The following is a 24,449-nucleotide window of genomic DNA, read 5'->3' as shown; positions in this document are numbered from 1 at the left end:
TGTCGTCACTCCCACGGCAGGGTGGTCCTCATGAAGGACGACTTCGCCGATCGGGTCCTCGACCTGGTCGAGCAGATCCCGCCGGGGAAGGTGCTGTCGTACGGCATCATCGCGGAGATCCTCGAGGAGGGCGGTCCACGTCAGGTGGGCCGCGTCATGGCCCTCGAGGGCGGTGCCGTCGCGTGGTGGCGGGTCGTACGCGCTGACGGTTCGCTGCCCCCGTCGCACGGTGTCGGGGCGCAGGAGCACTATGCGATCGAGGACACCCCGATGCGCAACAACGGCTCAGCCGTCGACATGAAGCGCGCCCTCTGGCGGTTCGACGACTGAGTGTCCGCCCCGTCTGGTGGGATGGGGTCATGCCGGTCGAGTACGTGTTGGAGAAGCCGAGCGTCGAGCCGCTCGTCGCTCCGGTGCTCGACGCCGATCAGCAGGCCGTCGTCGACCACCTGGGCGGCCCGCTGCTGGTGCTCGCCGGCCCCGGCACCGGCAAGACCACGACGCTCGTCGAGCTCGTGGTCGACCGGGTCGAGCGCGGCGATCGTGGTGAGCTCGGAGGGCTCGCGCCGGAGGAGATCCTGGTCCTGACGTTCAGCCGCAAGGCCGCCGCCGAGATCCGCAGCCGCATCGCCCGCCGGCTCGACCGCACCACCGCGACGACGCCGGCGATGACGTTCCACTCGTTCTGCTACGGCATGCTGCGCGCCGAGCAGGACCCCGGCGACTACGCGAGCCCGATGCGGCTGCTGAGTGCGCCGGAGCAGGACGCGGTCATCAGCGAGGTGCTCGCCGGCGCCGACCCCGAGACGTGGCCCGTCGAGCTGCGCCAGGCGCTGCAGACCCGCGGCATGGCCACCGAGCTGCAGCGGCTCATGGCGACCGCCCGCTCGCGGGGCCTCGACGCGTACGACCTCGAACGGCTCGGCGAGGCGACGGAGCGTGCTGACTGGGTCGCGGCCGGCCGGTTCTTCGACGAATACACCTCGGTCGCGGCGCTGCAGAACACGATCGACCACACCGACCTGATCTTCCAGGCGGTTCGGCTGCTCGACGACCCCGCGCGCCGGGCGAGATGGCGCGACCGGTTCTCGTTGATCGTCGTCGACGAATACCAGGACACCGATCCACTCCAGGTCCAGCTGCTCGCGGCGCTCGCCGGCCAGGGACGCGACCTCGTCGTGGTGGGCGACCCCTACCAGTCGATCTACGGCTTCCGTGGGGCCGACGTGCGCGGCATCCTCGACTTCGCCGACCGCTTCTCGACGGCGTCGACCCGGGTCCCGGTCGTCACGCTGCGCCACACCAACCGCTACGGACCGACGATCGGCGCGGCCGTCCGTTCGATCGTCGACAACCGCGGCGTGCTGGGCGCCATCGACGGCGAGGCATACGCCGCGCTGCGCTCGCCGGTGTCACGCACGCGTGACGAGGGTGAGGTCACGGTCCAGACGTTCTCGTCGCCGACAGCGGAGGCCGAGCACATCGCGCTGCTGCTGCGCGAGGCTCATCTGCACGACGACGTCGGCTGGGAGGACATGGCCGTCCTCGTACGCTCGGGCGTCCACGTCGGGCGTCTCCAGCGTGCGCTGACCGCCGCCGGGGTCCCGGTCGAGGTGGCCGGCGACGAGATCCCGCTGGCGGTCGAGCCGGCCGTGCGTACGCTCCTGTCCGCGGTGCACGCGGCCGACGAGATGCAGACCGGCGCGACGCTCGACCCGGCGTCGGCGGCCGCCCTGCTCACCGGGCCGCTCGGCGGGCTCGACGCCGCGTCGTTGCGGCGGCTGGGCCGGGTCCTGCGCCGTGACGCGGCCAAGGACGGCAGCAGTCCACGGCCCTCGCGCGTCCTCGTCGCCGAGTCACTCTCCGACCCCGTGCACCTGAAGTCCCTCGCCCGTCCCGGGAGCCCCGAGGGTGACGCCGTGGCGGCCGCCGCTCGCCTCGCCCGGCTCCTGAAGGTCGCCTCCGAGCAGATCGCCGCGCGCGAGTCGGCCGAACAGGTGCTCTGGACGATCTGGGAGAAGTCCGGGTGGAACCGGCGCCTCGAGGCCGAGGCGACGGGCGGCGGCGAGGGAGCGGCCCGGGCCAACCACGACCTCGACGCGCTCGTCGCGCTGTTCGTCGAGGCGGCGCGCGCCGAGGAGCAGCAGGCCCGACTCGGCATCGCCGAGGTCGTCACCCGGCTCGAGGCCCAGCAGATCCCGGCCGACAACCTCTCCCAGCAGGGCACCGGTGCCCGTGCCGTCCAGCTCATGACGGCCCATCGCTCCAAGGGGCTCGAATGGCCGCTGGTGGTCGTCGCCGGCGTGCAGGACGGCGAGTGGCCCGACGTACGCATGCGCGGCAGCCTGCTCCAGGGTGACCGGCTGGGCGCCGACGGGCTCCTGCCACCGCCGGCAGCGCGCGAGGCGCTGGCCGAGGAGCGCAGGCTGTTCTATGTCGCCTGCAGCCGGGCTCGCTCGCGGCTCGTCGTCACGGCCGTGGCCAGCGGCGACGACGCCGGCGACCAGCCGTCGCGGTTCGTCGGTGAGCTGCACGCCCACACCCTCGGCGCTGCGGGCCGCATGCTCCCGGGCACGCGGCACCGTCCGCGGCGGGCGCTCAACCTGCGCGGTGCGGTCGCCGAGCTCCGCCGGCTGGGGGAGTCGACCGACGATCCGGCCGTACGCGCACGATCCGCCCAGCTGTTGGCCCGGCTCGCCGAGCACCCGCGGGCCCGCTCGGCGCATCCCGACCAGTGGTGGGGCCTGCGCGAGATCACCGCCAACGACCTCCCCCTGCACGACCCGGCCGAGCCACTGCGCATGTCGGGCAGCTCGGTGTCCACGCTTGCCGAGTGCCCGCTCAAGTGGTTCCTCGGTCATGAGGCGCGCGGCCAGCGTGGCACCACTGCGGCGCAAGGCTTCGGCTCGATCGTCCACGCGATCGCCGCCGAGGTCGTGACGGCCGGCCTCGATCCCGAACCCGAGCAGCTCGCCGAGCACCTCGACGGGGTGTGGCACCAGCTCGAGTACGCCCCGTGGGTCGGCGCTCGTGAGCGGGCCGCCGCCAAGGAGTCGCTCGAGCGGTTCTGCCGGTGGCACCTCGAGCACGGCCGAGAGGTCCTGGCGGCGGAGCACAGGTTCGAGGTGACGACCGACGTCGACGGTCGCCCGGTCGTCCTCAACGGTTCGATGGACCGGGTCGAGCTCAGCGACGACGGCGTGCACGTCATCGACCTCAAGACTTCGCGGGGCACGCCGACAGGCCCGGAGATCGCGCAGCACCCGCAGCTCGGCTTCTACCAGCTCGCGGTCGAGGAGGGGGCGACGGAAGGCCTCGCCCCCGGCGCGCCGGCCGCCGGCGCCGAGCTGGTCCAGCTCCGCAACGACGCCTCGGGCGTACCGGGCTATCCCAAGGTCCAGCCGCAGGACGCGCCACGGGGCGACGAGCCGTTCTTCGCCGTCGAACAGCTCCGCCGATCGGTGCACGCGGTCGACGCCGAGCAGTTCCCGGCGACGGCCTCGGTCAAGGCCTGCCAGTACTGCGAGTTCGCCCGCGTGTGCCCCGCCAAGGACGAGGGCGCCTCGATCCTGACGGAGCGAGCATGAGCACCCTGGTCAGGGACGAGGACCATCTGCGGGACATCCTCGGCATCCCGTTCACCCAGCCGCAGATGGACGCCATCACGGCCGGCCCGGACCGCCCCAGCGCCATCATCGCGGGAGCCGGATCCGGCAAGACGACTGTCATGGCCGCCCGGGTCGTGTGGCTCGTCGGGCACCTCGGCGTGCCACCCGAGCGCGTGCTCGGACTGACGTTCACGACCAAGGCGGCGGCCGAGCTGGGGCAGCGCATCCGGGCGAGTCTCGAGCGTCTTGGCGTCGAGCTCGATGGCGAGCCGACCACCGCGACCTATCACGCGTTCGCCGGCTCCTTGATCGCCGAGCACGGCCTGCGGCTCGGTGTGGAGCCCGACCTGCGCATCGTCTCCGACGCCTCGCGGTTCCAGCGCATGGCCCGGTCGATCGAGTCGTTCGACGGCTCGCTCGGGGCCATCACGACGTACGTCCCTTCGCTCGTCGGGCAGGTCATGACGCTCGACGGGCAGCTCTCCGAGCACCTCGTGAGCACCGAGGAGCTGCGTGAGCACGACCGCGACATCATCCACGCCTACGAGACCACTGACAAGCCGCCTGCCGTGCTGCGCGACGCCGCGTCGGCCGCCCTGCGACGCATCGAGCTGAGCCATCTGGTCGACCGCTACCAGCAGGCCAAGGCCGACGACGGGGTCATGGACTTCTCGGACCAGATGGCCTGGGGTGCCCGGCTCGCCGACCTGCACCCGGTCGGGGAAGCCCTGCGTGACCGTTTCGATGTCGTCCTGCTGGATGAGTACCAGGACACCTCGGTGGCGCAGCGCGACCTGCTCCAGGCGCTGTTCTCCGGCGACGAGCCGGCGAGTGGCCGCGGCCACCCGGTCACCGCCGTGGGCGACCCGGCGCAGGGCATCTACGGGTGGCGCGGCGCGGCCACCGGCAACCTCGAGGGATTCCTCGACGACTTCCCGGCCACCGACGGTGGGCGCGGGCGCCTGTTCTCGCTCGTCGAGACCCGCCGGTGTGCGCCCGAGATCATCGCCGTGGCCAACCATCTCGCCGCCCCGTTCTACGCCACGTCCTCGTCGGTCAAGCCGCTCGAGTCGGCGGTCGACGCCCGCGGCACGGTCGACGTCTCGCTGCACGCGACCGTCGACGACGAGGTCCGCGCGCTCGTCGAGGCGATCCGCAACACCCCGGGGCGTCTGCGGGACATCGCGATCCTCGTACGGGTCGGCCGCGAGAACGGCGCGATCGTGCAGGCGCTCCGCGAGGCGCACATCCCGTTCGAGATCGTCGGGCTCGCGGGCCTCCTCTCGCAGCCAGAGGTTCTCGACGTCCTCTCGCTGCTCGAGGTCGTCGAGGACGTCACGGCAAACCCCGCGATGCTTCGCCTCCTCACGGGGTCGCGGTGGCGGATCGGCCCCCGCGACCTCGCCCTGCTCGGCCGGCGGGCGTCAGCGCTCAGCGGACGCGTGTCCCGCAGCAGTGACGACCCCACGCTCGAGGACGAGCTCGCCCGGGCGGTCGAAGGCACCGACCCGACCGAGATCGTCTCCCTCGCCGACGCCGTCGACGACCCCGGTGAGCTGCCCTACTCCGCCGAGGCGCGCGCCCGGTTCGCCGAGATCGCGCAGGTCGTCAAGTCCGTACGCGCGCACGTCAGCGACCCGCTCCTCGACCTGGCTCGCCGCGCCGTGCGCGCGCTCGACCTCGACATCGAGCTCGAGGCCGGCGACGTCTCCGGCGGCGCCGACAACGTCGCGCTGCTGCTCGAGGCCGTGGCGTCATACGCCGGCACCGACCGCTACGCCTCGCTGTCCGGCCTGGTCGCCTATCTCGCTGCCGAGGAGTTCTACAACGACGGCATGGAGGTCTCGACCCCGTCCGAGGCCGAGTCGGTCAAGCTGCTCACGATCCACAAGTCCAAGGGCCTCGAATGGCCGACCGTGTTCGTCCCGCTCGTCTCCAGCACGATCTTCCCGTCGTCGCGCGGCCGCGGCCGCTGGACCACCAGCGCCCAGACGCTGCCGGTTTCGCTGCGCGGCGATGCGGCCAGCCTGCCCGACATCGACGACTGGACACCCGCCGCCAACAAGGAGTTCATGGCGGCCGAACGCGCCGACGCCCTGATGGAGGAACGGCGGTTGGCCTACGTCGCCTACACGCGCGCCGCCCGGAGGCTGGTCGTCAGCGGCCACTGGTGGGGTCGCACGCAGCAGAAGCCGCTCGGGCCGTCGACGTTCCTCACCGAGACGCGTGACTTCCTCGAGGCGCAGGGGGTCAAGCCCTCGGTGTGGGCGGACGAGCCCGCCGACGACGAGACCAACCCGCACCTCCTGGTCGCGGACGGCATTCCCTGGCCGGCCGGGCTGCCGGTCCTCGCCGGTCGGCGCGCCCTCGCGGATGACGTACGGTCCGCACTCGCCGGCACGCTCGACATACCGGAACCGGCCGATCCCGAGGCTGCGGACCTGCGGCGGCTCGACGAGCTCGAGCACGACATCGAGCTGCTGGTCGCGGAGGCGGCAGCCGACGACTCACCGGTGCAGACAGTGCCGTGGCCACCCACGATGTCGGCGACCGCGGCGATGGCGCTGGAAAAGGATCCTGCCCAGTTCGCCCAGGATCTCGCCCGTCCCTTGCCGCGGCGTCCGTCCGGCGCCGCGCGGTTCGGCACCCGCTTCCATGCCTGGGTCGAGGCCCACTACGGCCAGCAGACCCTGCTCGATCCCACGGAGCTGCCCGGACGCGGCGACGTCGACCTGGAGTCCGACGAGGAGCTGGAGCAGATCAAGGAGTCGTTCCGCCGCAGCCCCTACGCCGACCTGACGCCGGCGCAGATCGAGGCGCCGTTCTCGCTCGTGCTCGGCGGTCAGCAGTTCGTGGGCCGCATCGATGCGGTGTTCCAGACGCCCGACGGCTTCGAGGTGGTCGACTGGAAGACCAACAAGCAGGCCACCGCCGACGAGCTGCAGCTCGCGATCTACCGGCTGGCCTGGGCGGAGCTGCGCGGCATCGACCCCGCGACGGTCACCGGCGCGTTCTACTACGTACGCCTCGGTGAGGTGAAGCGGTTCGCCGATCTGCCCGGTCGCGCTGAGCTCGAGCAGAGACTCGGACTAGCGTAGGGACGTGGACTACGCCTTCGACCGCACCCAGCACGACCGTGCCGCCCATCTCCGCAAGGACGACACGTGGCGGACGCCCGACGTGCGTGTGCTCGTCATCGGTGGCGAGCACGTCGCGACAGTCGGCGGTGCCGGCATCCGCTGGGTTGGGCTCGACGAGGCGCCCGAGGGCGAGTGGATCTTCCTCGGCATCAAGGACGACATCCGCTACGCCGCCGTCATGGTCGACCGCGTGCCGCAGGAGCTCGAGCCGGTCAGCCTGCGCGTCCTGGGCCCGACGATCGCGCCCGACGAGGCGTCGCTCGGGGTGCACGCGGTGGGCATCGCTCGCTGGCACCAGCACCACAAGTACTGCGCCAACTGCGGCCAGCCGAGCGACATCGCCGAGGCCGGCCACGTTCGCATCTGCCCGGCCTGCGGCACGCACCACTTCCCGCGTACGGACCCCGCCGTCATCATGCTGATCACCGACGGCGATGACCGCGCGCTGCTGGGCCGTCAGCCCATATGGCCCGAGGGCCGCTTCTCGACGCTCGCCGGGTTCGTCGAGCCGGGGGAGTCGTTGGACGACGCCGTACGCCGTGAGGTCATGGAGGAGGTCGGCATCCAGGTCGGTGAGGTGGCGTACGCCGGCAGCCAGCCGTGGCCGTTCCCGTCGAGCCTGATGCTCGGGTTCTTCGGACAGGCGCTGACGTCGGACATCACGGTCGACCAGAACGAGATCGCCGAGGCGCGCTGGTTCACCCGCGCGGAGGTCACCGAGATGACGGCCTCAAGCGACCTGCTGCTGCCGCCCAACGTGTCGATCTCCCGCTGGCTCCTCCAGAAGTGGCACGGCGGAACCATCCACGGCACCTGGGCCTGACGCTGACGAGAGGGTTCCCGTCCGCTGACGAGAGGGTTCCTGTCCGCTGACGAGAGGGTTGCCGCGCCTGCCGGCATCCGAAACCCTCTCCTCGGGCATCGGAAACCCTCTCCTCAGCGAGGGTTACGAGGCGAGCTGCGCCTTGACCTGGGCCACCGAGGGGTTGGTCAGCGCGGTGCCGTCGTGGAACACCAACGTCGGGACGGTCTGGTTGCCGTTGTTGGCCTGCTCGACGATGAACGCCGCCTCGGGCTGCTGCTCGATGTCGACCTCGTGGAAGTCGATGCCCTCGCGCTTGAGCTGGCCCTTGAGGCGGTGGCAGTACCCGCACCACGGGGTGGAGTACATCGTGAACGTGCCCGACATGGAGTGTCTCCTTCGACGACTAGTCTGATCATCTCAACAACGACACCGTTTCACCCATTCCGCGACCACTCCGAGGAGCCCCCTGTGCCCGACGCCGACGACCTGCTGACGGGGCTCGATCCTGAGCAGCGTGAGGTCGCACAGGCGCTGCGTGGTCCGGTCAGCGTCGTCGCAGGTGCCGGCACCGGCAAGACCCGCGCCATCACGCACCGCATGGCGTACGGCGTGGCGACCGGCGTCTACAAGCCGACCGAGGTCCTCGCGGTGACCTTCACGACCCGCGCCGCCGGCGAGATGCGCACCCGGCTCCGCCAGCTCGGCGCCGACGGGGTCCAGGCCCGCACGTTCCACTCCGCGGCGCTGCGGCAGGCCCGCTATTTCTGGCCCCAGGTCTACGGCGGTGAGTTCCCCGAGGTCACGGCGTCCAAGTTCGCGCTCGTCGCCGAGGCCGCCCGACGTCTCGGCCTCCGCACCGACACCCCGCTGCTGCGCGACCTGTCGTCCGAGATCGAGTGGGCCAAGGTCTCCAACATCCGTCCCGCCGCCTATGCCGCTGCGGCCGGCCCCGCACGGCGCGAGGTCGCCGATCTCGACCACTCCACGATCGGCAACATCATGACGGCCTACGAGGACGTCAAGCGCGATCGTGGTCGCATCGACATGGAGGACATCCTCCTGATCACCGCCGCGATCCTCGCCGACGACGAGCGCATCGCGGCCCAGGTGCGCCAGCAATACCGCTGGTTCGTGGTCGACGAGTTCCAGGACGTCAACCCGCTCCAGTCGACGCTGCTCGAGCTGTGGCTCGGCGGTCGCAACGACATCTGCGTCGTCGGCGACCCACGCCAGACCATCTATTCGTTCGCCGGCGCATCGCCCGAGATCCTGACGTCGTTCGCGCGACGCCACGAGGGTGCCCAGCGCATCGAGCTGGTCCGCAACTACCGCTCGACGCCGCAGATCGTCGCGGCCGCCAACGCCGTGTTCAGCCGCGCCAACGGCACCGACGGCGTACGCCTGCAGTCGCAGCAGGAGCCCGGCGACCCCGTGACCTACATCGGGTTCCCCGACGAGCAGGCCGAGGCCGCCGCCGTGGCGAGCGAGATCGCCCTGCTCCATCGCCGGGGTGTCTCCTACAAGGAGATGGCGATCCTGTTCCGCATCAACGCCCAGTCCGAGGCGTTCGAGGAAGCGCTCGGCGAGCACGGCATCCCCTATGTCCTGCGCGGGGTCGAGGGGTTCTTCCGCCGGGCCGAGGTACGCCAGGCGGTCACGCTGCTGCGCGGGTCAGCGCGCGGTGGCGAGGGTGGCGGTGAGCTGGTCCAGGAGGTGCGGGCGATCTTCGCCGCGATGGGCCACACCGACGAGCCGCCCACAGGTGCCGGCGCCGTGCGAGACCGCTGGGAGTCGCTGCATGCGATCGTCTCGATGGCTGCTGACCTGGTCGACTCCGACCCCGCCGCCGACCTCACCGCCCTCGTCGCCGACCTCGACCGGAGGGCCGACCAGGCGCACGCGCCGGCCGCCGACGGCGTGACGCTGGCGACGCTGCACTCGGCCAAGGGCTTGGAGTGGGACGCCGTCTTCTGCGTCGGCATGCACGAGGGCATGATGCCGAGCGTCCACGCCGACACCCCCGCGGCGGTCGAGGAGGAGCGCCGGCTGTTCTACGTCGGCCTGACCCGGGCCCGGCACGACCTGATGATCTCGTGGGCCGTCACCCGCAACCGCGGCGGCCGCGGCAACCGCAGGCCCACCCGATTCCTCGATCCGCTGCTGCCCGCCGACCACGAGGCGCGCCAGACCGCGCGTCAGCCCCGCGAGCGCAAGGTCGCGAAGTGCCGCGTCTGCAACACGGTGCTGGCGGTCGCCGATCGCAAGCGGGGGCGCTGCGAGGACTGCCCGGCGACGTACGACGAGGAGCTCTACGAGCAGCTTCGCGCCTGGCGCACCGAGCAGGCGACCGAGCAGGGCAAGCCCGCCTACGTGATCTTCACCGACGCGACGCTCCAGTCGATCGCCGAGGTCAAGCCCGCCGACCCCGACGCGCTCGCGCGGGTGCCCGGCATCGGGCCGGCCAAGCTCGAGAAGTACGCCGACTCGGTGCTTGAGCTGATCAGGTCGCGCTAGGCCATCAGGTCGGCGGGCTACTTCGCCTTGCCCGGCGGCGCTGTCGGCGGGGTGCCGGGCGTATGCGGCGGAGATCCGCCCGGCTCGTCGGTCGCCGTGGTGGTGGGCGACGGGGTGGTCGGCTCGTCGGGTGTCGAGCTGGATTCGGCGGCGCCGGAGTCCTCACTCGTTGTCGGCGTCGGCGACGGGGTGGTCGCAGCGGCCGACGGCGGTGGGACGCTCGACTCGTTCGGCGTCTGCGTCTCCGCACTGCCCGAGGTCGGGTCAGTCGGACCCAGGTCCGGCAGCGACTCGTGGGTGGAGAGGCCGAACGCTGTCGCCCCGACGGAGATCACCAGGATCGCCCAGACCGTGCTCACGGACGATCTCGCGCGTCCCGCGCCGTCCGTGAAGATCGACGTCGGCCGGGCGTGCTTCCCTCGCTTTTGTGCTCCCATCCCAGCCGAGCATACCGGCGGGGTGGTGGCACCTAGGCGTCAGAGAAGCCGGGCAGCGACTCTTCGAGGATCGAGCGGAAGGGCGCTGTGGCGCCGAGCTGGCTGAGCACGCCGATGCCGCCGATCCACACCCGGTGGATCAGCAGGTACTGCGGTGGCAGGTTGATCTTCATCGCGGTGCCCATGCCTTCGGACGTCGGCGCGCTCACCCGCAGAGTCTGGGCTCGCATCCACTCGCGGCTGAACGTGAATCGTTCGACGCTCGCCGGCTCGACGAACGGGCCGATGTAGTGAGCGATCGTGTCGGCGTCCAGGTCAGTCGTCTTCTTGAGGAAGCCCTCGTCATGGAGGCCCTCGAGCACCAGGTCGTACTCGCCGTCGACCGCGTAGCGCAGCAGGCGCCCCATCGGCTCGGGGAGTCCTCCGGGGAGGCGCGCCACGGCGCCGTAGTCGACGACGCCGAGCCGCCCGTCGGGCATGATGCGGAAGTTGCCGGGGTGCGGGTCGGCGTGCAGCATCCCGGCCCGCGTCGGTCCGGCGAACAGGAACCTGACGTACGCCTCCCCGTACCGGTCGCGCTCCTCCTGCGTGCCCTCCGTGATGACCTGGGCGAGCGAGTGGTCGCTCTCCAGCCAGCTCGAGACGAGGGCGTGCTCGGTGTATGCCAGCACCTGTGGCACGACGATCTCCGGATCGTCGTCGAACTCCGCAGCGAACACGCTCTGTGCGCCGGCCTCGAGGTTGTAGTCGAGCTCCTCGGCGACGCGGTCCTGGAGCTCCTGGACCAGCGGCTTGACGTCGAGGGCGGGGGCGAGCGTGCCGAACAGCCGGGCCAGCCGGGCGATCTGCCTCAGGTCCGCGGTCAGCGCCTTGGCGGCGCCCGGGTACTGCAGCTTGACCGCGACCTCCTGGCCGTCGGCCCACACCGCGCGGTGCACCTGGCCGATCGACGCCGAGGCGGCCGGCTTGTCCTCGAACGAGGTGAACTGCTGCCGCCAGTCGGCGCCGAACTCCTCGGCCATGACCCGGTGGACCGTGCCCGGCGGCATCGGCGGCGCGGAGTCCTGCAGCTTGACGAGCGTCTCGCGATAGGGCCCGATGAACTCCTCGGGCAGCGCGGCCTCGAAGATGCTCATGGCCTGGCCGAACTTCATCGCGCCGCCCTTGAGCTGGCCCAGGACCGAGAAGATCTGGTCGGCGGTGCGCCGCTGGACCTCGCTGAGCACGACGTTCGCGGGTGCGCCGACCATGCGCTTGCCGATGCCCAGCGTCGTACGCCCGGCGAACCCGACCGGCAGCGACGCGAGCCGAGCGGTGCGCATGAACGCGCTTCCGGTCAGTGGTCGGCCCTTCGGCTCATCCTTGCCGGGCGGGCCGGCCTGCTCCGGCCCATCGGGTCGGTCGGGAGTCTGGGGCACCAGGTCAGGATAGTCCGGAGCGCCTGGTCAGGCGGCTCGGAGCAGGTCGCACGTGCAGGCGTGATGGAACGCCAACGGCCAGGTCGTCCGGTCGTCGTGCGCCGGCCCGACGACCAGGCAGCGGCCGAGGGTTCGGCTCGTCCGGCCGTCGGCGTGGGCCAGCACCTCCACGGCGAGCTCGAGCGCGGCGGCGTGGGTCGTGACGGCGTCCACGGCCGCCGGCGTCATGGTCGCGGTGTGCCGACCGAGCTGGTGCACGAGCGCCGGCCAGGCGCGGTCCCAGTCGGCACGGTGCAGGTCGTGGCACGACACGCACGGTGTGCGTCCGGGTCGTACGAGCGGCCCGATCCGGATGCGGTCCTCGTCGATCACGACCGGGAGGTGATCGAGTCCGAGCCGTATCGGCTCCTCGAACACCGTGCGGGCGGGCTCGCCGGACGAAGCGATGACCAGCAGGTCGGGATCGCCGTCGGCGAACTCGTTGACGCCGGCGTCGGCGAGCACCGACTGGGTGATCTCCGTGAGCCGCCGGCCGCCGGCATCGGAGTGAAGCGCGACGCCGTACGTCTGCCGGTGGCGGAGCCGGGCCGGGTCATCCCCGCCGAAGTCGGCGTGGCGGGCCTCGGCGTCGAGTCCTCGTCGCCGTGCGCTGCTCCAGCGGGTGGCATCGAACACGACGCCTGCGGAGCGCAGCTCGGCCAGGATGTCGGTGACCGGCACCGTGAGCTCGGGGATCGCCGTACGGGCGATGGCGGCCAGCCGTTCGACGTCACGTGCCCCGTCGAGCAGACGGAGCAGGTCGACCAGCCCCGGGCGGTCACCGATGACGATGCCGGGGGACGTGCCGACCTGCAGGTGGGTGGCATCCCGGCGGAGGAGCGGTGCTCCGGGTCGGAGCGCTGGTCGGAAGGCCATGTCGTCAGGGTTGTCGCTCATCGCGCAGGTGACGAACGCGTCATCCACAGTCGCGTCGTCGGCTCACGGGGTTTCGACAGGTGGCGGCTTCGCCGCGCTCGGCGGATCCTGGGGCGGCCTCGGTCTTCAGCAAAGCGGAGGACCCGACGGTGTCGGATCCTCCGCAAAACTCGGGGAAGTGCGGGGCCCGGATCCCCGCGAGTGGCTCAGGCCTTGCCGAGGATCCGGTTCAGCTTGGTGCCACAGACCGGGCAGATGCCCTTGGCCATACGAGTGCCCTTGTCACTGACGTGGACCTCTCCAGACGCCTCGCGCTTTTCCTTGCACTTGACGCAGTAGAACTCGCCACTCCATGTTTCCGACATTGCGGCCTCCTTGCCGATGTGGTGCTAGTCACGTTCAGCGTACGCGTGGGAGGGCCGTTTCACGCTCAGCTGAGCGTAAAGCGCTTCGGCGCGTCGCAACCCCTCGAATTGCAGGTTCTCGGCGCCGGAGACCCACGGCGACAGAGGAGAGACCCCCGACGGAGCTTGCCTTCCCCTTGCGAGTTCCGTCGGGGGCCTCGAATGGCGCTCACGCTAGGCCTCGCGGGGCCTGTCGGCAACCGGTTTCGAACAACTGTTGTCCACGCCTGTGGATAACGGTGGGGACAACTTGTGGGGAACGCCGAGGACCCATGTGGACGGCGCGGTGCACAACGTGTGGGTCCGTCGTGGAGGAACTGCGGAACTCCCTGTCTGACCAGCCGCTTTGCACAGCCGGCCTTGTGGACGGCCAAAAGGTCGGAATCAGGAGATATGTTTCCCATCATGAGCGAGCTCAGCGGGCGAACGGTCGGGCCGGCGTGACCGAGGTCGAGATCCGGCGAAGCGCGCGCCGCAAGCGCACGGTCCGGGCCTATCGCGAGGGCGACAAGACGATCGTGCTGATGCCGGCCCACCTCTCCAGGGCCGAGGAGGAGCGCCACGTCCGCAGCCTGATCGAGCGGCTCGATCGGCGCGAGCGACGCGTACGCCCCAGCGACGACGACCTGCAGGCGCGGGCCGCTCAGCTGTCGACCACCTGGCTCGAGGGCCGTGCGGTTCCGCTGTCCGTGCGATGGGTGAGCAACCAGAACAGCCGCTGGGGCTCCTGCACCAACGCCGACCGCAGCATCCGGCTGTCCGACCGGCTCAAGGGCATGCCCGAGTGGGTCATCGACTACGTCCTGCTGCACGAGCTCGCGCACCTCATCGAGCCCAACCACAGCAAGCGGTTCTGGGCGCTCGTCGATGCCCATCCCGAGACCACGAAGGCTAAGGGCTTCCTCGAAGGCGTGTCCTGGCAGCAGCGATCAACGCCCTGACCGAGTCGTCGGTCTCAGTGGGCAGCGCGTCGACGCCGAACCACGCCAGGTCGTCGGACTCGTCGCTGATGACGTGCTGGGCCTCGACCGGTGCGACAGCGACGTACTGCACGTCGAGGTGGTGCGACGGCCTGATCGGACCGCACGGCACCTCGTGGCGCGACAGCAGCACCGGCACGGGATCGATCGCCAGATCAGGTATGCCGCTCTCCTCGCGACCTTCCCGCAACGCGGCCTCGGCGAGTGTGACGTCGTCGGGCTCGCAGTGCCCTCCGGTCTGCAGCCACCGCTTGATGATGCGGTGCAGCGTGAGCAGGACGCGCCGGTGGTCGGCCGAGAAGATGATGGCGCTCGCCGTCAGGTGATCGGGATGACACTCCCGGCTCATCGCGTCGGCGTACGTCTCGGTGTGCGTGACGTACAGCCGGCGCAGCCGGTCCTGCTCGTCGTCGGGCGCAGTCCAGTCGCTCAGCACACCGCGCGCGTCGTCGCGCAGCGTCACTCGCGGGGGCCGTCGGCGCCGGTGTCCGGCTCGGCGTCGCCCGGGTCGTTGTCGAGCAGCTCGCCGAGAGCGGCGTCGAAGTCGTCGTCGCTCTGCGTACGGTGCTCGCCCTGGGCGAACCCCAGTGGATCGTCGAGGTCCGCCGTCGACGGCATGAGGTCGGGGTGGCTCCACACCGCGTCGCGCGCGTCGGGTCCCTGCCGGTCACGCAAGGCCGCCCACAGCGTCGTGGCTTCACGGAGCTTGCGGGGTCGCAGCTCGAGGCCGACCAGCGACGCGAACGTCTGCTCCGCCGGACCGCCGGCCGCGCGGCGCCGGCGCATCGCCTCGGCGAGCGGGGCGGCGGCGGGCATACGGTCCTTGGTGGCCTGGGTGACGATCTCGTCGACCCAGCCCTCGATGAACGCCAGCAGGGTCTCCAGCCGGTCGAGCGCCCGCTGCTGCTCGGGTGTGCGCTCCGGTTCGAACAGGCCACCGGACAGGGCTTCCTGGATCTCCTCGGGCCGCGAGGGGTCGAGACCCTGCAGCTGCGACTCGATCGCGGTCACATCGATGCGGGTGCCGCGGCCGAACTCCTCGACCGCGCCGACGAGGGCCGGACGCAGCCAGGGGGCATGGTGGAACAGCCGGTGGTGTGCGCACTCGCGCAGCACGATGTAGAGGAGTACGTCTGATGCCGGGTGCTCGAGGCCCTCGCCGAACGCCTCGACGCCAGACGGCAGCACCGCGGCGATGCGCTCGGGGCCGAGCGGGATGCCGATGTCGGTCGACGACACGACCTCGCCGGCGAGCCCGCCGAGGGCCTGGCCGATCTGCTGGCCGAACATCGCACCGCCGGCCTGCGTCAGCATGCCCATGAGTGGCCCGGCCATCGCCTTGGCCTCGTCGGGGAGCGCTTCAGCCATGGCCTTGACGACGTGCGCCGCGATCGGCTCGACGAGCTGCTGCCACGTGCCGGAGGTCGCCTCGATCCACTCGGCCTTGCTCCATGCCGTCGCGGTCGTGGCCCCGATGGGCATCGACGTGACGGTGTCGAGCCATGACTCCGCGAGCTGGGCGGCGTCGTCGACCGCGCCCTGCTGCGCCGAGTTGGGCGAAGGGTCGGGCCCGGCCGCGGCGACGGTGTGGCGGGCGACGTCCTTGGCGAGATCGAAGTTGACGCTCCCCTCGTGCGGGGCGAACATCTTCTGCATCTGGCCCATGATCTGGTTCATGTCCATCTGGCCGCCGGTGAACGCCCCGAACAGCTGCTCCATGGGCGTGCCCTTGAAGGGATTCTCGGGCTCTTCGTTCTCGTTCTCGGCCATGCCTCAACAGTAGCGACAGGATCCGCGAGTCCCACGGGAATGTTGTTCGCTCTACGATGAATCGAGATGACTGCCGTACGCCTGCTCGACATCCGCGACGCCCCGTTGAGCCTCGACGAGGTGTACGCCGCGGTGACCGACCCCGCCGCGGGTGGCATCTGCGTGTTCGTCGGGACGGTCCGCGATCACGACGAGGGCCAGGGCGTCTCCGCGCTCGGCTACTCATCGCATCCGACCGCACTTGCCCGGCTTCGTGACGTCGCCGAGCGCATCGCCGCGGAGTGCGACGTCGTGGCGCTGGCCGGCGTTCATCGGGTCGGTGACCTCGTCGTCGGCGACCTGGCCGTCGTCGTGGCGGCGTCGGCGGCACACCGGGCGCAGGCCTTCGAAGCCTGCCGTCGGCTGATCGACGAGCTGAAGACCGACGTGCCGGTGTGGAAGCACCAGACCTTCACCTCCGGCGACGCCGCGTGGGTCGGGTCGCCGGACTCCCCGGCCGAGGCCACGCAGGTTGCCGGCAGTGACTAGGCTCACCGTGTGTCCGACCCGTCGAAGCTGAGTGCTCGCTACACGACGATGGTCGTGGCGGCGATCTCCTTGATCGTGCTCACCACGGTGTCTTTCCTCGTGCCGGTTCCCTACGTCACGATGAGCCCGGGCGCTCCGTTCAACACGCTCGGCACGTTCGATGACAAGCCGATGTTCACGTTCGGCAAGGACGTCAAGACGTACCCGACGACCGGTGAGCTCTACTTCACCACCGTCTCGGTGAGGCGGGCAGACCGGCCCTTGTCGCTCGGCGCCGCGATCGGGGCGTACCTCGACCCCGACAGGGCCGTGGTCCCCAGGGACGTGGTCTATCCCGACAACGAGACCGCCGAGCAGTCGACGGCGGAGTCGGCCGCCCAGCTGGCGAGCTCCAAGGACTCCTCGCGGGTGGCCGCCCTGCGCGCCGCCGGCTACACCGTCACCGGACGGCCGTCCGTCGCCGGACTGGTCAAGGACGGTGCGGCAGAGAAGCTGCTGAAGGTCGGTGACGTCTTCACGGCGGTCGACGGCACCAAGGTCACCACGCCTGACCAGGTCGTCAAGGCCGTCGGCACGCACGAGCCCGGCGACACCGTACGCCTGACGGTCGAGCGCAAGGGCAAGTCGCTGGACGTGCCGGTCGTGACCCGTGCCGATCCCAAGGACAAGTCGGTCCCGCGCATCGGCATCACGATCGGGGAGACCTACAAGTACCCGATCAAGATCGACAACAATGTGGGCCGCACGATCGGCGGGCCGAGTGCCGGCGCGATGTTCGCCCTCGCGATCTACGACAAGCTGACCCCGGGTTCGTTGACCGGCGGCAGGAAGATCGCCGGCACCGGCGAGATCGCCACCGACGGCACGGTCGGCCCGATCGGCGGCATCCGGCAGAAGATGGCGGGCGCGGCCGAGAAGGGCGTGACGATCTTCCTGGTCCCCGCGGCCAACTGCGCCGAGGCCACCGACGGTGGCGACGAGGGACTCAAGCTCGTGAAGGTGTCGAAGCTCAAGGACGCGATCTCCTCGCTCGAGGCGCTCGCCGAGGACCCCAAGGCCACGGTGCCGTCATGCAGCTGATGCCGGACTCGCCCCTGCGCCAGGCCGCCCTCGAGGTCGAGTCACACGTCGGCGCGCAGGGATGGGACCAGCCGCCGCGGCTGTTCGCCCTCGTGCCCACCGCCGACCTGATCGCCCGCGAGCCGGGTCTCGCCGACCAGCTCTCCGACGACCCCGACAGCATGACGCCGGTCGAGCAGGAGCTGCCCGGTGACCGCGAGCTCGAGGACCTGCTGACCGAGATCGTGTGGCCCGATGCCGTCGCCGGCTGCGCCGCGGTCGTCGAGCGCATCATGCTGCCGCCCGAGGCCGAGGCCTCGCTGCCGGACGACCCGGACGAGCTGCTGGCCGTCGTCGCGGCCCACCCCGATCGCCGCGAGGTGCGGCTCGTCGCCGCGGTCGTCCGCGATGGCGGGTCGCACAGCGCCGTACGCGCCAGAGAACCCCATGATGCCGAGCTGCTGGAGGGGCCCGATCTCGTGCCGGGCCTGATCGAACATCTCCGCCGCACTCTGGCATAGAGTCAAGTCACCCCGTCACCAGGAGCTACGTGAGCGACATCTTCGGAACCCCCCGTCCCCGCCCGGAACCTCGGCGCGGGTCTGAACGTCGCCAGCGCGTGCTGGTTCCCACCCTCATCACGCTGGCACTGCTGCTGTTCCTCGGTTCGATCTTCACGAGCGTGTGGACCGACCGCCTCTGGTTCAAGTCGGTCGGCTACGGCGAGGTGTTCCGCAGCATCCTGCTCACCCGTGTCGCACTCTTCGTCATCCTGGGCCTGATCTTCGGCCTGTTCGTCATCGCCAACCTCTACGTCGCCTACCGCACGCGGCCGGATGCCGCACCGATGCGGCGCGACGACCCTGCCTACCGCTACCGCCTGGCTCTCACGCCGCTGCTGCGTCCCCTGGCCATCGGCTTCGGCCTGGTGCTCACCGGCTTCGCCGGCTCGGTCGCCGCGGCCCACTGGGACACGTACCAGAAGTGGCGTCACAGCACTTCGTTCGGCACCAAGGACGCCCAGTTCGGCAAGGACGCCAGCTTCTACGTCTTCGAGTACCCGTGGTGGCGCTTCCTGACGTCGTACTCGTTCGCCCTGATCGTCATCACCGTGCTGGCGGTGCTGTTCCTCAACTATGTCTACGGCGGCATCCGCATCGCCGGTCGCGGCCCCAAGCTGACACGGGCGGCGCAGGTGCACCTGTCCGTGCTCGTCGGCATCGGCGTGCTGCTGCGCGCGGTCTCCTACTACCTCGACCGGTTCGCGCAGGTGATCGCGTCGGGCGGGCTGATCGACGGCGTCACCTACACCGACGATCATGCCCGCATCCCCAGCAAGAACATCCTCATCGGCGTCGCGATCATCTGCGCCCTGCTGTTCTTCGCCGCGATCTTCATCCGCTCGTGGGCGCTGCCGGCGATCGGCCTGGGCCTGCTGGCGCTGACCTCGATCCTGATCGGTGCGATCTGGCCTGCCGTCATGCAGGGGTTCCAGGTCAAGCCGTCCGAGCCCGACAAGGAAGCGCCCTACATAGCGCGCAACATAGAAGCGACACGAGAGGCGTACGGGATCGACGACGTCGAGGTCCAGTCCTACTCGGCCAAGACAGCTCTGACCCCGGCCGAGCTGGCGAGCTCTGCCGAGTCGCGGGTCAGCACGCGTCTGCTCGACCCGACCCTGATCTCCGATGCGTTCGAGCAGCTCCAGCAGGTGCGCGGCTACTACACCGTCCCCAAGACGCTCGACGTCGACCGCTACCGGCTCGGTGACGAGGAGCAGCCGCAGGACGTCATCATCGCGGCGCGCGAGCTCAACCTCAACGGCCTGCAGAGCAGCCAGCGCAACTGGGCCAACGACCACACGATCTACACGCACGGTTACGGCGTCGTGGCGGCGCGCGGCAACCAGCGTGGCGACACCGGCGAACCGGTGTTCGTCGCCAAGGACATCCCGTCGGTCGGTGAGATCAAGACCACGACGCCCCCGCGGATCTACTTCGGCGAGCAGTCGCCGTCCTACTCGATCGTCGGACGCCCCAAGGGTCAGGCCCCGATCGAGGTCGACATCCCGCGCGGTGGCGCCTCGACCGACGACGAGGGCAAGGCCAACGCGACCCAGAACACGTACGACGGCAAGGGCGGTGTGCCGATCGGTGGCACGTTCAACAAGCTGCTGTACGCGTTCAAGTTCGCCGAGCCCAACATCTTCCTGTCGAGCCGGGTCAACGCCGAGTCCAAGATCCTCTATGACCGCGAGCCGCGTGACCGGGTCAAGAAGGTCGCCCCGTGGCTCACGGTCGACGGCGACTCGTATCCCGCGGTCGTCAACGGTCGCGTCGTCTGGATCGTCGACGGCTACACGACCAGCAACTCCTACCCCTACTCCGAGCATCGTTCGCTGCGCGAGGCCACGGCCGACACGCTGACCAACGGCAACGCGCAAGCCGCGCTGCCGACCGACCAGGTCAACTACATGCGCAACTCGGTCAAGGCCGTCGTCGATGCGTACGACGGCTCGGTCAAGCTCTACCAGTGGGACACCAAGGACCCGGTCCTCAAGACGTGGATGAAGGTCTTCCCCGACGTGGTGGAGCCCAAGGACAAGATCAGCAACGGGTTGCTCGAGCACCTGCGCTACCCGGTCGACCTGTTCAAGGTGCAGCGCGACGTGCTGCAGCGCTATCACGTGACCGACGCGCAGACGTTCTACGAGGACGGTGAGCGCTGGAAGGTCCCGGAGGACCCGACCGCCCCGACCGGCTCCAACGCGTTGCAGCCGCCCTACTACCTGTCGACGGCGCGTCCTGGTGAGGACGCTCCGAAGTTCTCGGTCACCAGCGTCTACCTGCCCAACAGCCGGCAGAACCTCGCGGCGTTCGTCTCGGTCAACTCCGAGGCGACCGACAAGGAGAACTACGGCAAGATGCAGATCCTGCAGCTGCCGAGTGAGACCCAGATCGCCGGCCCCAGCCAGATCGCGAACGACTTCCAGACCGACAAGGGCGTCACCCAGGCGCTGCTCCAGTTCGAGCAGTCGAAGCAGGCCAACATCCTGCGCGGCAACCTGTTGACGTTGCCGGTCGGCGACGGGCTGCTGTACGTCCAGCCGGTCTACATTCAGCGCAGTGCGGTCGAGGGGTCCTATCCGGTCCTGCAGTTCGTCATCGCGTCGTTCGGCAAGGATGTCGGCTTCGGCCAGACCCTCGACGAGGCGTTGCGCGTGGCGCTGGGTCTCGAGGAGGGCTCGACGCCCGACGACACCGGTGACACCCCGACGACGCCGGAGGGCGAGAGTCCGGGGGAGAAGACTGCCTCCGCGCTGCTCGACGAGGCGTCGGCGCTCTACGAGGACGCCCAGGAAGCGCTCAAGGACGGCGACCTGGCGACGTACCAGACCAAGATCAACCAGATGGGCCAGAAGATCGAGGACGCCAAGAAGGCCGTCGAGGACGAAAACGCCAAGAAGTAGGGGAGCGGGGACCCCGGATTTGATCCTTGGGTCCCCGACCCGTAAAGTAGAACGAGCGACGCGGGGTGGAGCAGCTCGGTAGCTCGCTGGGCTCATAACCCAGAGGTCACAGGTTCAAATCCTGTCCCCGCTACCACTCGAAGGCCCCTGACCAGCAGAAATGCCGGTCAGGGGCCTTTGTCATGCCCACCCGCGGTGATCGCTGCCCGCTTCGCCTCAATTGTCATGAGGATGTCGCGGGTTCGAATCCTGTCGGAGGCTCAGGAAACTTCGGATTTGGTGAATCGAGCGCGCCTGACCCTCCCCGCCAGCTGACGATGTCGATGAAGTCCGCGACACCAGCTCACAGGCCTCCGGGCATCGCAGATCACGGCCGGGCCAGCGTTCCCACTATCTGACCTATCTGACTGCCTTCGTCAGTCCGCCGGTGGCGAGAGCAGCGCATGCAGTGCAGCAGTCGACATCGTTTTCACCAGAGTCTGCCCGTCTAGACCTCTGTTGAGGGTTGCCACGGAATTCAGCATCGAGAACACCGCCTGCGTGAGTACACGCACCTCGGGCTCGGAAAGGTCCGGACGCAGGGGTGACACAACAGAGATCCACTCCTCCGCGTAGAGGTTCATCGCCCGTCGGATGCGACGCCGATCCGCTTCGGGGAACGCGAGCTCGTTCTTGAGGAATATGAGCGTCGTGGGGGGCGCGGACACGACAGACCCGACGTGGAACTCGACCATGGTGCGCATCGCGGCTCGCGGATCGGATTCGGCCTCCGTCACGGCCCGTGCGAATTCTTGAAGGTATTCCAACGGAGCCTCAACCACCGCGATGAGGAGAGCCTGCTTGTTTCGAAAGTGGCGGTAGAGCCCCGGACCGGAGATGCCGGCCTTCGCGCAGATCATCTCGACGGTGACCAGGTCGTACGGATTGCGGAGGAACAGCTCGGCAGCGGCCGTCAGCAGCAGTTCTCGTCGGGGCAGACCAGCCGCAGGCGGGCGCGCCGGCACTCGATCGCCAGTCATCGATCGCGATCTTGACTCGCCTGCCGAAGGCGGCGGTCAAGACCTGTTTTGAGAAGGATCATTTGCCTGAACGTTAATACAGAATCACTCCCGGGAGCAACAGCATTTTACGTTGGGGGACACCACACGATTCCAAAATCGCTGTGAGTTCAGAAAGATCATAGATTCCGCTGCAATCTGCTGGAAGGTGTTGACAAGGTCACATTCGATCCCTAGGTTAATCCAAATTAACACGATGTGAAGGGTTGGATGATGCGGTTCATCTTTATGAGCGAGGGCGAGACGGCTCCGGGGCACACCCACGAGTACCGCTACCGAGAGCTCATCGACGAGGTGCTTCTTGCCGAGCAGGTGGGGTTCGATGCGTTCGGCACCTCGGAGCAGCACGTCGCGATTGGTACGGCGACGACTTCGGCTCCGGAGGTCCTCTATCCGTACATGATGGCGCTGACCAGCCGCATTCGGTTCATGCATCTGGTGACGCTGCTGCCGACGCGTATCAACCACGCGCTCCGGGTCGCCGAACGGCTGGCTACTGAGGACATCTTGTCCAACGGCCGGGTTGAGCTGGGCGTTGGTCGGGGCAACACGACGCTGGCCCTGCGGGCGTTCGAGGTCTCGCCGACGGAGAACAAGGCGCAGATGATCGAGGGGCTTGAGGTCATCCGCCGTGCGCTGCACAACGATGTGTTCTCCTTCGTTGGCGAGCACTACAAGATTCCCCCTCGCGGGCTGGTGCCCAAAGCGATTCAGGCCCCGTATCCGCCGATCTCCATGGCCACCGGAAGCCCTGACTCGGTTCGAATGGCGGGGGAGCTCGGTGTCGGCGCCATTGTTGGCGGCTTCTACCTCGGTTTTGACTTCGTCGAGAACATGCTCGGCATCTACGACGAGGCTCTCGCCGGCGCGACGCACACCTACCCGGTCCAGGCTGAGAAGCTCGTCGCGGTCGGCGGCGGGATGCATTGCGCTGAGACCCGGGACGAAGCAGTGACGTGGGCCCGGCACCTCAGTGAGACCGTCGCGCTGTCGACGGATGCCTACCAGCGGCTCTCGAAGCTGTCCTCGGACTACGCCTACATGGGAGCGGTCAAGGACGTCGACTTCAGCGACGAGCGCTACATGATCGAGGACTCGACCGGCTTCATCGTCGGCGACCCGGACGATTGCGTCGCCCAGGTACAACGCTTTGCCGATGCTGGCGCGGACGCACTCGTCATGCGTATCGACGGGCTTCCCCACAAGGAGCTCATGAAGTCGATCGAGCTGTTCGGGAAGTACGTGATTCCCAAATTCAAGAATCCCCGCGCCGTGGTGCGAACCCCGGACGCCATCTTGGGCGACATCCGCACCGCTCGACCAGCGCACTATGCCGAGCTCGAGGCATTCGAAGCGGAAGCAGCAGACAAGCAAGCAACCGAGATCCCCACCCACGTAGGAGACGCGCGATGAGCACCCTGGCCCCGAACGACATCTTCAGCCGGTACCCGAAGGAGATCCTGGTCGAGCGCAAGCCGAACGGGGTCCTGCTCATCACGTTGAACCGCCCCGAGCAGCTGAACTCGCTGACGATGCCGATGTTCGACCACATGACCGACATCTGGGTCGACGTCGACCGTGACCCTGAGACAAAGGTCGCCGTCATCACCGGCGCCGGCCGTGGCTTCTGCACCGGCATGGATGTGCGTCAGCCGGACCCCACCTTGGACGAGGCAATCGCCCTGATGGAGGGGGAGCGTCGCAGGATCCTCAACCTCCTGAACATGGACAAGCCCCTCATCTCGGCCATCAACGGCCCGGCAGTTGGTTGGGGCCTGTCAATGGGACTGCTCGCGGACATCAGCGTGGCCGCCGATGACGCATTGCTGCGTGACGGTCACACCCGCGTCGGAGTGGTCGCAGGCGACCACTCGTCCCTGATCTGGCCGCTCCTGGTCGGCATGGCAAAGGCGAAGTACTACCAACTGACCTCCGCAAGCTTGACCGGTGCCGAGGCCGAACGTATCGGCCTGGTCAGCCTGGTGGAGCCGAAAGAGGCGGTTCTTGAGCGGGCCCTCCAGATCGCTGACGACCTCGCGCAAGGCTCGCAACAGGCCATCCGCTGGACCAAGCGCTCACTGAACTCAGGATGGCTGACCAATGCCCTTCCACAGCAAGAGCTGTCTGCGGCGCTGGAAACCCTGGGGTTCGCCAGCGCGGACTACCTCGAAGCCCGCCAGGCATTCCGCGAACGCCGACCGGCCGAGTTCCCCTCGGCCCGCGGCCAAGGGCACTCCGTCCTGGTTTCGCAGTCGAGCTAGAGAGCTGAAGGGAAGATCATGACCTCACTCGAAAGCAATCAGGCTACGAGATTCGATGTTCTGGGCCGGTCTGGAGTCTTGGT

At 69.2% G+C, this 24,449-nt stretch carries 20 protein-coding genes and 2 tRNA genes; 14 read left to right on the top strand and 8 right to left on the bottom strand.

The genetic code is table 11. From position 1 onward, the window contains the following. Positions 1-30: 30 nt before the first annotated feature. Genes V6M46_RS17935 through nudC form a run of 4 tightly spaced genes read left to right on the top strand, consistent with a single transcriptional unit; the run spans position 31 to position 7,571 of the window. On the top strand, positions 31-330 hold the full coding sequence (locus V6M46_RS17935; protein ID WP_332667593.1) for an MGMT family protein: 300 nt from the start codon (positions 31-33) through the stop codon (positions 328-330). A 29-nt stretch (positions 331-359) separates the two neighbouring features. Then, entirely contained in the window at positions 360-3,587 is a 3,228-nt protein-coding gene (locus V6M46_RS17930) for an ATP-dependent helicase (RefSeq protein WP_332667591.1), read from the top strand. Next, positions 3,584-6,706 carry an ATP-dependent helicase gene (locus tag V6M46_RS17925; RefSeq protein WP_332667589.1) on the top strand — a complete coding sequence of 1,041 codons (3,123 nt, stop codon included), beginning with the start codon at positions 3,584-3,586 and terminating at the stop codon, positions 6,704-6,706. The genes V6M46_RS17930 and V6M46_RS17925 overlap by 4 nt, the downstream gene beginning before the upstream one ends. A gap of 4 nt (positions 6,707-6,710) precedes the next feature. Continuing rightward, on the top strand, positions 6,711-7,571 hold the full coding sequence (gene nudC, locus V6M46_RS17920; RefSeq protein ID WP_332667587.1) for an NAD(+) diphosphatase: 861 nt from the start codon (positions 6,711-6,713) through the stop codon (positions 7,569-7,571). Positions 7,572-7,694: 123 nt separating this feature from the next. Here nudC and V6M46_RS17915 read toward each other — a convergent pair whose 3' ends face one another. Further along, positions 7,695-7,937: a mycoredoxin gene (locus V6M46_RS17915; protein WP_332667585.1), complete on the bottom strand. Its 243-nt coding sequence runs from the start codon at positions 7,935-7,937 to the stop codon at positions 7,695-7,697. 84 nt (positions 7,938-8,021) lie between these two features. On the opposite strand from V6M46_RS17915, the gene V6M46_RS17910 reads away from it, so the two are divergent. Further along, the gene (locus tag V6M46_RS17910; RefSeq protein WP_332667583.1) at positions 8,022-10,067 is read left to right on the top strand and encodes an ATP-dependent DNA helicase UvrD2; all 2,046 of its coding nucleotides are present in this window, start codon (positions 8,022-8,024) and stop codon (positions 10,065-10,067) included. 17 nt (positions 10,068-10,084) lie between these two features. On the opposite strand, the gene V6M46_RS17905 is transcribed toward V6M46_RS17910, so the two are convergent. The 4 genes from V6M46_RS17905 to V6M46_RS17890 form a co-directional block, all read right to left on the bottom strand. After that, entirely contained in the window at positions 10,085-10,426 is a 342-nt protein-coding gene (locus V6M46_RS17905) for a hypothetical protein (protein WP_332667581.1), read from the bottom strand. A gap of 110 nt (positions 10,427-10,536) precedes the next feature. Beyond that, positions 10,537-11,922, bottom strand: a complete 1,386-nt coding sequence (locus V6M46_RS17900) for an ABC1 kinase family protein (protein ID WP_332667579.1) — start codon at positions 11,920-11,922, stop codon at positions 10,537-10,539. A 27-nt stretch (positions 11,923-11,949) separates the two neighbouring features. Then, entirely contained in the window at positions 11,950-12,837 is an 888-nt protein-coding gene (locus V6M46_RS17895) for a hypothetical protein (protein WP_332667577.1), read from the bottom strand. Positions 12,838-13,043: 206 nt separating this feature from the next. Beyond that, on the bottom strand, positions 13,044-13,202 hold the full coding sequence (locus tag V6M46_RS17890; RefSeq protein WP_332667574.1) for a DUF5679 domain-containing protein: 159 nt from the start codon (positions 13,200-13,202) through the stop codon (positions 13,044-13,046). Between the two features lie 479 nt (positions 13,203-13,681). On the opposite strand from V6M46_RS17890, the gene V6M46_RS17885 reads away from it, so the two are divergent. Next, positions 13,682-14,182 (top strand): M48 metallopeptidase family protein, encoded by a 501-nt coding sequence (locus tag V6M46_RS17885; protein ID WP_332667572.1) that lies wholly within the window; start codon positions 13,682-13,684, stop codon positions 14,180-14,182. Here the strand turns inward: V6M46_RS17885 and V6M46_RS17880 are convergent. Then, positions 14,133-14,684 (bottom strand): NUDIX hydrolase, encoded by a 552-nt coding sequence (locus V6M46_RS17880; protein ID WP_332667570.1) that lies wholly within the window; start codon positions 14,682-14,684, stop codon positions 14,133-14,135. The two genes, V6M46_RS17885 and V6M46_RS17880, sit on opposite strands and share 50 nt — an antisense overlap. Then, on the bottom strand, positions 14,681-15,991 hold the full coding sequence (locus V6M46_RS17875) for a zinc-dependent metalloprotease (protein ID WP_332667568.1): 1,311 nt from the start codon (positions 15,989-15,991) through the stop codon (positions 14,681-14,683). The genes V6M46_RS17880 and V6M46_RS17875 overlap by 4 nt, the downstream gene beginning before the upstream one ends. A gap of 66 nt (positions 15,992-16,057) precedes the next feature. On the opposite strand from V6M46_RS17875, the gene V6M46_RS17870 reads away from it, so the two are divergent. The 6 genes from V6M46_RS17870 to V6M46_RS17845 all read left to right on the top strand — a co-directional run bounded on the left by V6M46_RS17870 (position 16,058) and on the right by V6M46_RS17845 (position 21,308). Continuing rightward, positions 16,058-16,519 (top strand): molybdenum cofactor biosynthesis protein MoaE, encoded by a 462-nt coding sequence (locus tag V6M46_RS17870; RefSeq protein ID WP_332667567.1) that lies wholly within the window; start codon positions 16,058-16,060, stop codon positions 16,517-16,519. 9 nt (positions 16,520-16,528) lie between these two features. Further along, the gene (locus V6M46_RS17865; protein WP_332667565.1) at positions 16,529-17,599 is read left to right on the top strand and encodes a YlbL family protein; all 1,071 of its coding nucleotides are present in this window, start codon (positions 16,529-16,531) and stop codon (positions 17,597-17,599) included. Next, positions 17,590-18,099, top strand: coding sequence for a PPA1309 family protein (locus V6M46_RS17860; RefSeq protein WP_332667563.1), 510 nt, complete (start codon positions 17,590-17,592; stop codon positions 18,097-18,099). Before V6M46_RS17865 ends, V6M46_RS17860 begins: the two co-directional genes overlap by 10 nt. A gap of 98 nt (positions 18,100-18,197) precedes the next feature. After that, positions 18,198-21,047: a UPF0182 family membrane protein gene (locus V6M46_RS17855; protein ID WP_332667561.1), complete on the top strand. Its 2,850-nt coding sequence runs from the start codon at positions 18,198-18,200 to the stop codon at positions 21,045-21,047. A 59-nt stretch (positions 21,048-21,106) separates the two neighbouring features. Further along, positions 21,107-21,183: transfer RNA gene (locus tag V6M46_RS17850), tRNA-Met, on the top strand. Between the two features lie 37 nt (positions 21,184-21,220). Further along, a tRNA-OTHER gene (locus V6M46_RS17845) sits at positions 21,221-21,308 on the top strand. A gap of 155 nt (positions 21,309-21,463) precedes the next feature. Here V6M46_RS17845 and V6M46_RS17840 read toward each other — a convergent pair. After that, a complete protein-coding gene (locus V6M46_RS17840) occupies positions 21,464-22,066 on the bottom strand; it encodes a TetR/AcrR family transcriptional regulator (RefSeq protein WP_332667559.1) in 603 nt (200 codons plus the stop codon). 252 nt (positions 22,067-22,318) lie between these two features. Here V6M46_RS17840 and V6M46_RS17835 point away from each other — a divergent pair, with 252 nt between their 5' ends. Then, a complete protein-coding gene (locus V6M46_RS17835; RefSeq protein ID WP_332667557.1) occupies positions 22,319-23,518 on the top strand; it encodes an LLM class flavin-dependent oxidoreductase in 1,200 nt (399 codons plus the stop codon). Then, on the top strand, positions 23,515-24,366 hold the full coding sequence (locus tag V6M46_RS17830; protein ID WP_332667555.1) for an enoyl-CoA hydratase/isomerase family protein: 852 nt from the start codon (positions 23,515-23,517) through the stop codon (positions 24,364-24,366). The genes V6M46_RS17835 and V6M46_RS17830 overlap by 4 nt, the downstream gene beginning before the upstream one ends. The last annotated feature ends 83 nt before the right edge of the window (positions 24,367-24,449 follow it).

Source organism: Aeromicrobium sp. (assembly GCF_036676885.1).
Classification (GTDB): Bacteria; Actinomycetota; Actinomycetes; order Propionibacteriales; family Nocardioidaceae; genus Aeromicrobium.
This window is presented reverse-complemented; position numbering and strand designations above follow the sequence as displayed.